This window comes from Pedobacter sp. (assembly GCF_035317785.1).
In the GTDB taxonomy this organism is placed as follows: domain Bacteria; phylum Bacteroidota; class Bacteroidia; order Sphingobacteriales; family Sphingobacteriaceae; genus Pedobacter.
Genome location: NZ_DATHGC010000175.1, coordinates 1 through 10,856, shown reverse-complemented (window position 1 = coordinate 10,856; position 10,856 = coordinate 1). Strand labels below are relative to the sequence as shown.

13 protein-coding genes are annotated in these 10,856 nt (G+C 46.4%); 3 read left to right on the top strand and 10 right to left on the bottom strand.

Features of this window, described 5'->3' with window-relative positions:
* A partial coding sequence (locus VK541_RS10855) for an acyltransferase family protein (protein ID WP_324369917.1) occupies positions 1–629 on the top strand: 629 nt, incomplete at its 5' end.
* A gap of 72 nt (positions 630–701) precedes the next feature.
* Positions 702–1,028, top strand: coding sequence for a hypothetical protein (locus VK541_RS10850; RefSeq protein ID WP_324369915.1), 327 nt, complete (start codon positions 702–704; stop codon positions 1,026–1,028).
* Between the two features lie 285 nt (positions 1,029–1,313).
* On the opposite strand, the gene arsB is transcribed toward VK541_RS10850, so the two are convergent.
* From arsB to VK541_RS10830, 4 genes are read right to left on the bottom strand one after another with little or no spacing between them, the layout of a single operon-like run.
* Entirely contained in the window at positions 1,314–2,387 is a 1,074-nt protein-coding gene (arsB, locus tag VK541_RS10845) for an ACR3 family arsenite efflux transporter (RefSeq protein ID WP_324369914.1), read from the bottom strand.
* Complete coding sequence (locus tag VK541_RS10840) at positions 2,387–2,809, bottom strand: arsenate reductase ArsC (protein ID WP_324369912.1); 423 nt, start codon at positions 2,807–2,809, stop codon at positions 2,387–2,389. The genes arsB and VK541_RS10840 overlap by 1 nt, the downstream gene beginning before the upstream one ends.
* 35 nt (positions 2,810–2,844) lie before the next feature.
* Positions 2,845–3,414 carry a DUF6428 family protein gene (locus VK541_RS10835; protein WP_324369910.1) on the bottom strand — a complete coding sequence of 190 codons (570 nt, stop codon included), beginning with the start codon at positions 3,412–3,414 and terminating at the stop codon, positions 2,845–2,847.
* Between the two features lie 39 nt (positions 3,415–3,453).
* On the bottom strand, positions 3,454–3,783 hold the full coding sequence (locus tag VK541_RS10830; RefSeq protein WP_324369908.1) for a metalloregulator ArsR/SmtB family transcription factor: 330 nt from the start codon (positions 3,781–3,783) through the stop codon (positions 3,454–3,456).
* A 96-nt stretch (positions 3,784–3,879) separates the two neighbouring features.
* Between VK541_RS10830 and katE the strand changes: the two genes are divergently transcribed.
* Complete coding sequence (gene katE / locus VK541_RS10825; protein ID WP_324369906.1) at positions 3,880–6,063, top strand: catalase HPII; 2,184 nt, start codon at positions 3,880–3,882, stop codon at positions 6,061–6,063.
* A gap of 94 nt (positions 6,064–6,157) precedes the next feature.
* Here katE and VK541_RS10820 read toward each other — a convergent pair whose 3' ends face one another.
* The 6 genes from VK541_RS10820 to VK541_RS10795 all read right to left on the bottom strand — a co-directional run.
* Positions 6,158–6,643, bottom strand: a complete 486-nt coding sequence (locus VK541_RS10820) for an ankyrin repeat domain-containing protein (RefSeq protein WP_324369904.1) — start codon at positions 6,641–6,643, stop codon at positions 6,158–6,160.
* Between the two features lie 62 nt (positions 6,644–6,705).
* Positions 6,706–7,950 (bottom strand): hypothetical protein, encoded by a 1,245-nt coding sequence (locus tag VK541_RS10815; RefSeq protein ID WP_324369902.1) that lies wholly within the window; start codon positions 7,948–7,950, stop codon positions 6,706–6,708.
* A complete protein-coding gene (locus VK541_RS10810; protein ID WP_324369900.1) occupies positions 7,947–9,215 on the bottom strand; it encodes an aspartate kinase in 1,269 nt (422 codons plus the stop codon). Before VK541_RS10810 ends, VK541_RS10815 begins: the two co-directional genes overlap by 4 nt.
* On the bottom strand, positions 9,215–10,024 hold the full coding sequence (locus VK541_RS10805; RefSeq protein WP_324369898.1) for a DUF3298 and DUF4163 domain-containing protein: 810 nt from the start codon (positions 10,022–10,024) through the stop codon (positions 9,215–9,217). Before VK541_RS10805 ends, VK541_RS10810 begins: the two co-directional genes overlap by 1 nt.
* Before the next feature lies 1 nt (position 10,025).
* Complete coding sequence (locus tag VK541_RS10800; RefSeq protein ID WP_324369896.1) at positions 10,026–10,511, bottom strand: GNAT family N-acetyltransferase; 486 nt, start codon at positions 10,509–10,511, stop codon at positions 10,026–10,028.
* 7 nt (positions 10,512–10,518) lie between these two features.
* A partial coding sequence (locus tag VK541_RS10795; protein ID WP_324369894.1) for an alanine racemase occupies positions 10,519–10,856 on the bottom strand: 338 nt, incomplete at its 5' end.

Genomic DNA, 10,856 nt, shown 5'->3' with positions numbered 1-10,856 from the left:
TTGCCAACATTCTTTATGCGGTCTGGATCAGGAAATTCTCCAAAACTGCATTGAGTATTTTAGTGGGTATTGCTGCTGTTGCGCTTGCACATCTGGCCATCTCGAACGGCGACGTCAGTGGTGGCTGGACCTTGAATGTGGAACAGGTACGCATTGGATTCACGCGTGTCATGTATCCCTTCTTTGCGGGTCTCTTGTTGTCCCGTATAGCCAAGCCGGCCAAAATTAAAAATGCCTTGTTGTGGTGCTGTCTTCTGGTAGCCGTGGTGCTTTACATGCCGCGGATTGGCGGTGCCGGGCATCTTTGGCTGAACGGAATCTACGATTCTGTTTGCATCATCATCGTTTTCCCGCTGATTGTATACCTCGGCGCCAGTGGTGTCATGCAAAATCAAAGAGAGCATAAAGTATGCAAATTCTTAGGTGATATATCTTATCCGCTTTACCTGGTGCATTACCCCATTGTGTATTTTTATGTGGCCTGGATCAGCAACAACAAGGGCATGACCATCGCTGAGGCCTGGCCATATGCTTTGCTCATCTTAATTGGCAGTATTATTTTGGCTTATGCTGCGCTGAAATGGTACGATGAGCCGGTTCGCAAATGGCTGTGGAAAAAGCTTGCGTAGATGATTGTAATCCCAAAACCATAATTGCAGGGGTGTGCATGTTATCAGTTCAAATTCACTCTATTTGTCTTAATGAAAGCTGCTGCCTTTTTTCTGATGATCTGCATGACCTTTGTTTCGGTATTACCCGGGAAAGGTCAGGCTTTGGTGACACAGGAAAAAATGGCCTGCTGTAAGGAAACTGGTAAGGTGTTGCCTTGCGACCACAGGCAAAAACAGGATTGTAAGCACGGGATGTGTCTGACAAGATTCTGCTGCAATGTAAGCGGCTTTGTTCCGGTGAAGCCTTTGGATCTAGGCTATGTATTGCCTGAGTCAAAGAAGGACTTGACCGTTGACTACGTAGAGGGGCAGGTTTCCGACTATTCTGCGAAATCCTTTCACCCTCCCAGAGTTTAATAGTATTTACATCTGCCTTTCTGAAAAGGTCAATTACTATTAAACACATTTTAAAAATTCAATTATGAAAAAGTTTCTTGTCATCACTATGATGATGCTCAATATATCTGCCATTTCTTTTGCAAACAGCCCATGCTGTAACAGCAAAATGAACCATTGTACCAAATGCTCAAAATCCTGCACTAAAGCAAGCTGCACGGATCACTGCGCTAAAGAATGTAAAGCTACAGGCGGATGCAAAGCCTGTAAATAAACATAAAAGCCGGGGTGTCTCCCCGGCTTTTGTTAAAGAATTTCTTTTATATAATACTTTTTTCTGAACCAGAAAGCCAGGTTGACCAGGGCAATTAATGCAGGAACTTCAACCAGCGGACCGATTACTCCTGCAAATGCCTGTCCGGAGTTGATGCCAAATACACCGATCGCAACAGCAATAGCGAGCTCAAAATTATTACCGGTAGCGGTAAAAGCTATAGAAGCACTTCTTGAGTAATCCGCGCCAAAGTATTTGCCTGCAAAAAAGCTGATCACAAACATAATGGAGAAATAGATCACCAATGGGATCGCTATCCGGATTACGTCCATTGGAATCTGCACGATCAGATTGCCCTTGAGGCTGAACATGATGACAATGGTAAAGAGCAATGCAATCAATGTTATCGGGGATATAAAGGGGACGAACTTGTTCTGGAACCAGTCTTCACCTTTCAGCTTGATTAATGTATATCTGCTGATGATGCCCATTGCAAACGGGAGCCCTAAGTATATACCCACACTTTTGGCGATTTCTACTATTGTGATATTTACCTCAAGGCTTTTCAGGCCGAAGAACGGAGGCAATATGGTAATGAAGATATAGGCAAATACGCTGTACAGTAAAACCTGGAATATGCTGTTCAATGCAATCAGGCCTGCTGCGTATTCGCGGTTGCCCTCTGCGAGTTCGTTCCATACCACCACCATTGCGATACAGCGTGCCAGGCCGATCAGAATTAGCCCAACCATGTATTCAGGATAGTCTCTTAAAAAGGTTATGGCTAAAAAGAACATCAGGAGCGGGCCGATCACCCAGTTCAGGATCAGGGAGACGCTGAGTACTTTGGTGTCTTTAAATACTTCGGCCATCTTTTCGTACCTCACTTTTGCAAGCGGAGGATACATCATCAATATGAGGCCGACGGCCAAAGGAACGTTAGTGGTTCCGCTGGAAAAGGAATTGATGAAACCGGAGGAGGATGGGATCAGATAACCGATAGCTACGCCAATGGTCATTGCTGTAAAGATCCACATGGTGAGGTAGCGGTCAAGGAAGCCCAGCTGTTTTCGCTCAGTCGCAGGGGCACAATTGTTTGCGCTCATTATTGGTTTTTGATGTGCTGGTTTACAAAATCAGCTGAATAGGTTTTGATCATGTCGCGCACTTTTCTGAATTCGTTGATTACCTCTTCTGGTGTTCCTGTGGCTTTGGCAGGGTCAGGGAAGTTGTAGTGAAAGCGTTCTACCTTGCCGGGAAAGTAAGGGCATGCTTCATTGGCATTGTCGCACACGGTGATCACTGCATCAAAATCAATTCCTGCGTATTCATCGACGTGGTTTGATGTATGTCCTGAAATGTCAATATGGTCCTCAGCCATGACCTGAATAGCCTTTGGATTGACCCCGTGGGTTTCAATTCCGGCGCTGTAAATCTCTGCCTGATCTCCGGCAAAATGTCTTAAATAACCTTCTGCCAGCTGGCTTCTGCAGCTGTTTCCTGTGCAGAGTACGAGTACTTTTTTCATGTGTATGGTTTAAATTTAAAATATTGTCTCAAATATTAGCAGCAGCCGGAGCCTGGTTCACAAGTTTGTCCTACATCTGCGAGGTTTACCAGTTGTAGTTTGGGTTTTTCGACTTTTACAGCAGGTGCACAGCATTCTTCTCCTGAATCTGTCGTTCCGCAACTTCCGCCTCTGGTTTGGGCTTTGCACTGCGTAAAATCAGGGACCAGGTTGACGATCAGGTTATCACCAGCGATGATGAATTCACCCGGATACATCTGCCTGGTATCAAACTGTGAATTTCCAAATTCTATTTTAACTGTCCCAAGCGGGTTTAGGGGCAGTGATTTTTCAACGATCTTCACGATTGATAAGGCTTTGCTCACCTGCATTGCTCTTTCTGTATCCTGTTTGGATGGCTCCCAAAGCTGGACAATGATCTCTGTCCAGGTGTTCATTTTGCCGCCGCAATCCACAGATACAATAGGTGCCTGTTTGATCTCGGTGATGTGATAGGAGGCGTCGACCCATTTGTCTTCTGCGTACTGAAACTGCAGGGTCAGGTCCGGGTTTTGCTCCAATGTGCTTTTAAATGTCTGCCAGGTGGTAAATTCTGTTGTGTTCATAATATTGCAATTTAACGATTGATGTGAATAAAAAAAGGTTTAGCAGCAGGGGGTTTCTCCTTTATAGGATCCTAAAAAAGCGCCGAGCTGTTCTTCCAGTAATTTCCAGGTTTTAGGGTTGATGCAGTAACATACGCTGACGCCTTCGATAGTGCCCTGTATAATTCCTGCTGTTTTAAGTTCTTTCAGGTGCTGCGAAATGGTGGCCTGTGCAAGACCTAATTCACCAACAAGGTCTCCGCAGATACAGGTGTTGGATAGGATGATCCTTTGCAGGATGGCAATGCGGGCGGGATGGGCCATCGCCTTCAATAAGGTCGACAACTGGTTCTGCTCTTCTGTGAATATTTCTGTCTTTGTAAGTCCCATGGCTTTATATTGCAATATTACGATTAATATTTTAAAATACCTAAAACAATCTTTTTTTATTGGGGTTCTAGTGTAGCACCTGATCTACACTGAACTATGAAAAAAACACTTCCTAAAACCGGTACTGAAGCAGCTATCGATAAAAAGCTTGCCCCTCAGCCTGAAAACGCAAAAACTGATAAATTAAAAGCCCATACTGCGGACAGCAGTGGAGAAGCGATGACCACCAATCATGGGGTGAAGATCAATGACGATCAAAACTCCCTGAAAGCCGGAGAACGGGGCTCAACGCTGCTTGAAGATTTTATCCTGCGGGAAAAAATCACTCATTTTGACCATGAGCGTATTCCTGAACGAATTGTGCATGCACGCGGTTCTGGTGCACATGGGGTTTTTAAACTCTATGAATCCCAGTCTGAATTTACCAAAGCACATTTCCTGAACGACACGCAGACGGAGACTCCGGTGTTTGTACGCTTCTCTACTGTTGCGGGGTCCAGGGGATCTACGGATCTGGCCAGGGATGTAAGGGGTTTTGCTGTTAAATTTTATACGCAGGAAGGAAACTTTGACCTTGTTGGCAATAATATGCCGGTCTTCTTTATACAGGATGCCATGAAATTTCCTGACCTGGTCCATGCGGTAAAGCCTGAACCTGACAATGAGATTCCGCAGGCGGCCTCGGCCCACGATACCTTTTGGGATTTCATTTCCATGATGCCGGAGTCTGCGCATATGATCATGTGGACGATGAGCGACCGTGCCATTCCGCGCAGCCTGCGGATGATGGAAGGTTTTGGCGTACATACCTTCCGGTTTATTAACGAAAAAGACGAAGCCTGTTTTGTGAAGTTTCATTGGAAACCTTTGTTAGGAGTGCATTCGGTAGCCTGGGATGAAGCACAGAACATTTCTGGCAAGGATCCGGATTTTCACCGGAGAGACCTTTGGGACGCCATTGAATCAGGCGCGTTTCCGGAATGGGAGCTGGGTGTCCAGATCGTGCCGGAAGCCGATGAGTTTAAGTTTGAATTTGACCTGCTCGATCCGACAAAGCTGATCCCTGAGGAGCTGGTTCCCGTGCAGCGTATTGGTAAAATGACGCTGAACCGCAATCCTGATAATTTCTTCGCAGAAACGGAGCAGGTGGCTTTTCATGTGGGACACATTGTGCCGGGCATAGATTTTACCAACGATCCGCTGATGCAGGGAAGGTTGTTTTCTTATACGGATACGCAACTGATCCGTCTGGGCGGTCCAAATTTCCATGAGATCCCGATCAACAGGCCAGTGGTGCCTGTTCACAACAACCAGCGGGACGGTTTTATGAGACAGACGATCAACCGTGGTAAAACGAGTTATGGTCCAAATGGCCTGGCTAACAATGATCCGCAACAGGTGAAAGCTGCTGATGGCGGATTTACCAGCTATGCGGAACGTATCGATGCCAAAAAAGTGCGGGCCAGGAGCAGGAGCTTTTTTGACCATTTCAGCCAGGCGAGGCTTTTCTTTAACAGCCAGTCGGCACCGGAGAAAAACCACCTGATTGATGCACTGACTTTTGAGCTGGGAAAAGTGAAGACCATTGCCATCCGGGAGCGGATGCTGGGCATACTTGCTCAGATTGACCAGAAACTGGCCGCCCAGGTCGCGTATGGACTGGGGCTGGTTGTTCCGAAGAAACCTGAACTGCCGATCAATAAAAGTATTCCGGCAGATGGTAATCCTGCTGATTTTGAGCCTTCACAGGTAGAAAGCAAGTTGAAGTCCTCTGCTGCACTAAGTATGGCTAATACAATAAAGAATACGATTAAATCAAGAAAAGTGGCCATACTTGCTGCGGATGGTGTCGACGGGAAATCTCTGAATGCTGTAAAGGCTGCGCTGGAGGCTGAAGGGGCGATTGCAGCAGTCATCGCACCGAGGCTAGGCTCGATCACTGCTGCGGGCAAGGAAAAGATACCTGTTGACCAGAGTTTCTTGACTGCTGCTTCGGTATTGTTTGATGCGGTGTATGTTCCGGGAGGTGAGGCCAGTGTCAACGCGGTTGCTGCTGAAGCCAATGCGGTACATTTTTTAAATGAAGCCTTTAAGCATTGCAAGGCCATAGCGGCTGACCAGGGCGCTAAAGCTGTATTGGACGCCACTTATTTTGGTCCGGCTAAACAACCGGGGCTTGTGATTGGTGGCGATGTTAAAAAGCTTGCTGCGGAGTTTATTGCTGCGATTGCGCAGCACCGTGTATGGGAACGGGAACCGGCCAGGAAGGTACCGGCTTAAGCTAAATTAAGCTGCAATCTTAAATAATAGTTCAAGTTAAAGCCCCGCGGTGTGAACCGGCGGGGCTTCTTTTATATAGATAGTTTAGGTTGTTTTAATTGACGGTGCTATTATCAAGGATGCTTATCGCTTCGGTATTGCCCTGCTGTGCGGCAAGGTCATATACACTGAGTCCACGGACGTCCAATAAATGTTTGTCGGCGCCTGCTGCCAGAAGCAGTTTGAGCAGGTCGTGTCTGCCAAACATGGCTGCAAACATCAGTGCTGTGCCGCCATTTCCATGCTGAAGATCGGTCTGAGCGCCTTTGTTGATCAGCAGCTGTGCAATGTCAGCATAGCCTTTGAACGCGACACCCATCAGTGCGGTATTTCCTCCGTTGTCCTGTGCATTGACATCCGCCCCATTTTCCAGTAACAGCTTTGCGGACTCGTACTGGTTGTTGTAGCAGGCGATAATTAATGGGGTATAGCCTTTCTCATCCCGGACATTCACATCGGCTTGCTGGCGGATGAGTTCCTGCAGGACTTCCACATTTCCCAGCCGGGAAGCATGGATAATGATTTGCGCAATATCGGTCATGATCCTATAACAATCTGCATTCAGGAAATGTTTACTGTTCAGATAGATTTTTACGGGCCTGATTAGTAATGCTGTATGATCTCTGCTTCGATGATCAAATGACCTTCTGATCTGCTATGGGTAAAGATGAGGAACTTTTCCCGGTCAGGTTTGATCTTGTATTTTTTGACGAGGTTTTCTGCTTTGTCAGGATAATTCCTGACGATCACATTGCCGGTCAGGTCTTTTCGTTTTTTGAGTACTGTGGCTGATAGGAAGTTGCTGATTCTGAATATTCTGCCCGGAAAGGAGGGGTTTATGCTTTCGCTAAAATACAACTGTGTTTGCTGGTCCAGTTTTGAAAGGTTGTATTTGTTTGTGATCAGATCAAACGCGCCGCTTTTCATCAGTGCGGCGTCCGGTTCGTAAAGATAGCTATCTATGCTGATTTGTTGCGCTGTAATGTCTTCTGGCTGCCCTGCCGCATCTTCTGAGTGGTTGCTGGCCAAACCCTCCTCAGCAATGTCTCCGTTTTCATTCCTGTAAAAGCTAAACTGCTTCATCGCATAATTGAGGGTCATCGCAACGATCTTTATTTTTTGATCAGCCTGTTTATCCTGCTCTATTACCCAGAGCAGTTCTTTGACTTCGTTTCTGACACTCAGGATATGGATTTCAGCGACATTAGAAAGTTCTTTCAGTCCTGCGGTAAGGTCGAGCAGGGGAGCGGTCTTGATGATGATGCATTTGGCTTTGGAAAGCATCAGTCCGAGGTTGCTGACCACATCAGGCGTGCAGTCTTTGAGCATAAAGACTTTGCCGGAGCTGCTCCGTCTGGCAGGGTCTATATAAATGGTGTCGAAGGTTTTATCGGCAGAGGTGAGGTATTCAAGACCATCACCTTGCAGAAACTGCATATTGGTCTGCCCGAATACCCTGGCATTGTACGCGGCTATTTCTGAGAGTTCTTTATTGATCTCGCAATGGGTAACAGCTGTTGTAGTCTTGGCAAAATAGTAACTGTCTACACCAAATCCGCCAGTAAGGTCGATCAACGGGCCACCTAAAGCAAGGCTGGATTTATACTGTGCGGTGGCCTCAGAGGAGCATTGTTCTACAGACAAGAGGGCAGGATAATAGACCCCTTTCTGCTGAAACCAGGATGGCAGTTTCTTCGCACATTTGTTCTTAGCAGCGATCTGACCTGCCAGTTCAGCAGCGGAAACATCCGGAAAAGGGCTTTTGGCCATTGCGATCTTGTGTACATCGGCAGTCAGGTGACTGTCTATGTATTCCTGGACATCGCTATCTAAGACCCGTTTGTTCAAACCACTTTGTCCCTCATTACGATCTGGCAGGTATGCCTGCTTTTTACTTCCAGGATGATGTTTTTATTGACCGTTACCCGGTCTATGGTCTGCTGGTTGTAGTACCTGATGGTCACCAGTTCCAGCCCGGTATTGTATTTTACTTTGTAATGCACAGACAGATCAGCGATCAGTGCCTGTAGTTTTGCCGGATCATGATCAAAACTTACCGAAAAGCTGATGGCCGAGTTGAGCATGGTATTGATCTTGACCTTATGTTCGTGAAACATGCTGAAGATATCACTCAGGTTCTCTTCAATGATGAAAGAGAAATCTTTTGGGAATATGGAGATCAGTGCCTGGTTTACTTTAAAGATAAATGAGGGCACGGGCAGGTGGTTGTTTAGACCTGTAATGTCTGTTCCCTGGGCATCGGGCTGCAAAAATGAACGGACAAAGAGCGGAATGTTTTTGTTCTGGATCGGTTTGATGGTCTTGGGATGGATAATGGTCGCACCGTAATAAGCCAGTTCTATCGCATCGTGATAGGAAAGCTGGGGGATGCACTGGGTTTCGTCAAACCATTTGGGGTCGGCGTTGAGCACACCCGGCACATCTTTCCAGATGGTAAGGGAAGTGGCTTCAAGGCAGGCGGCAAATATGGCTGCGGAATAGTCTGAGCCGTCCCTTCCCAGAGTGGTGGTAAAGTTCTCGCTGGTACTGCCGATGAAACCCTGTGTGACCGCAATGCTTTTTTCGAGCACAGGTACCAGGTACTTTTGGATCTCCTGCTCGGTTTTCTCCCAGTTTACTTTTCCCTCTTTGTAGGTATTGTCGGTGTGAATGAAATTGCGGGCATCAATCCATTGGGCATTGCAGCCCATCTCGCGCAGATAGGTGCAAACAATCTTCGTGGATACGAGTTCGCCGATGGACACGATCTGGTCGTAAACATAATCCGGGGCATCATCAGGTGCGTCTTCCAGCAGCCAGTCAATCTCGACAAAGGTATTGGCCACATCATCGTAAACGGGATTGCGGTGGTCGGGGAACAGGTCGCCCAGGATATTGAAATGGAATTGTTTGATCTCCTCAAAGATCTGCTGTGTATTTTCCTCGCCGTACTGGTAGGCCCCGCAGAGCTCTTCCAGTTTATCGGTGATCTTACCCATTGCAGAGATCACGATGAGCAGTTCCGCTCCGGGCTGTTTTAATATAATTGAGGTCAGATTTCTAACGCCACCGGCATCTTTTACCGATGCGCCGCCAAACTTAAATACCTGCATTAATGAGATGGACTAAGTAAAGAATTCGGTTTAGCAATGCCTTTGAGGGCAGAAAAAGGGATCAGCAGTTCGGTTGTGCCATATACGTAGGCTTTGATCTCGTAAGGGTTATAGAGAAATTTCAGGCCTTCATCTGTGATGGTAAAGTTGTCGTTCAGCCTGAAGGTATTGTTTTCAAAAAAATAGCCGTCTTTCAAACTTGCGGTGGAGCTTAGTTTCTCATTTTTCCTGAAGATCTGTTCTGCTATGGCGGTCAGTTTGGGCATAGTGCCGGGAAGCAGCAGCGAATCCAGCAGGATTTCCTGATGGGTGGTTGGATTGTAGTTGAGGTACGAATAAACCGTGTTTGGATGTGCACCACCCATATAGCTTACAAACCTGCTCAGTATAGAGAAATAGCCAGTTTTTTGTACTTCTACATCGTTCCTGATTTCCAGGAACCAGGTCTGCGGACTGTCTTTTTCTGTTTTTTGGAAATCGTCAAAGCCTTTGATAAAGTCGGTAGCATAGGCCTGGTAGGAAGTATAATTCTTGCCGGAATCTGCTGTAAGCAGGACTTTTTTCAATATGAAATCGTTCATGTGCTCATCTGCAAACACAGGATAAGAAATCACTGCCTTTGAAGTATCGGTAACATTCTTGTCTTTGGAAAGCGGGTTTTTGCTGTATACTTTTACAGAGTCATAGGTGTAAATTATCGTCTTTGCTGTGCCGGACATGGTAGCGGAGTCGGTAGCATCAGTCGTTTTTTTCTCACTCTGACAAGCCATAAAGCTGATCAGCAGCACAAATATTCCTGTTCTTTTCATGTTAGTTTAGGGTTTGCAGTTTCGAATTCCCGATTTGCTCTTTCGAAAAAGAAGCATTCAGCCAGCCCGGTTCCAGACCGGCGGCATATTTATTGTAAAAGTTGATGGCGGGCTCGTTCCAGTCCAGTACCTGCCATACCATACCATTGTAATTGCCTTCCCGGGCTTCCTGCATCACCTTTTCAAAAAGGATTTTGCCGATGCCTTTTCCGCGATAATCTTCGGTAACCAGAAAATCTTCGAGATAGAGGCGGCAGCCTTTCCAGGTCGAATAGCGGGTGTAATACAGGGCGAAACCAACGATGATGTTGTTGTCTGTAGCCACAAAAGCCTTCCAAACGGGATTTGCGCCAAAGCCTGCATCTTCAAATTCTTCTAACGTAACGGTCACTTCCTCGGGGGCCTTCTCATAAACTGCCAGCTCGTTGATCAGTTCCAGTATGCGCGGACAGTCTGCTTTTTCAGCAACTCTTATATTGACATTCATTATTTTTTTATTGTGCTTTGTAATGTTTGATCACTCTTTTACCAAAAATACTACTTCCTATCCTTACCATGGTACTTCCTGCTTCTATGGCCAGTTTATAATCGCCGGACATGCCCATCGAGACTTCTTTGAAGGCTTCGTCTTTTCTGAAAAAGCTCATTTTTATGCCGTCAAAAAATACTTTGAGTTCAGTAAACTCGTCAACGGTTTGTTTTTCAGTCGCGTTATTGCTGGCTATGCCCATCAGCCCGGTAATGCGGATGTTCTTTAGCCCCGCAAATTCTTCAGATCTGAGCAGCTCTATGGCTTCATCAAATCCCAGACCAAACTTGGTGTCCTCATCTG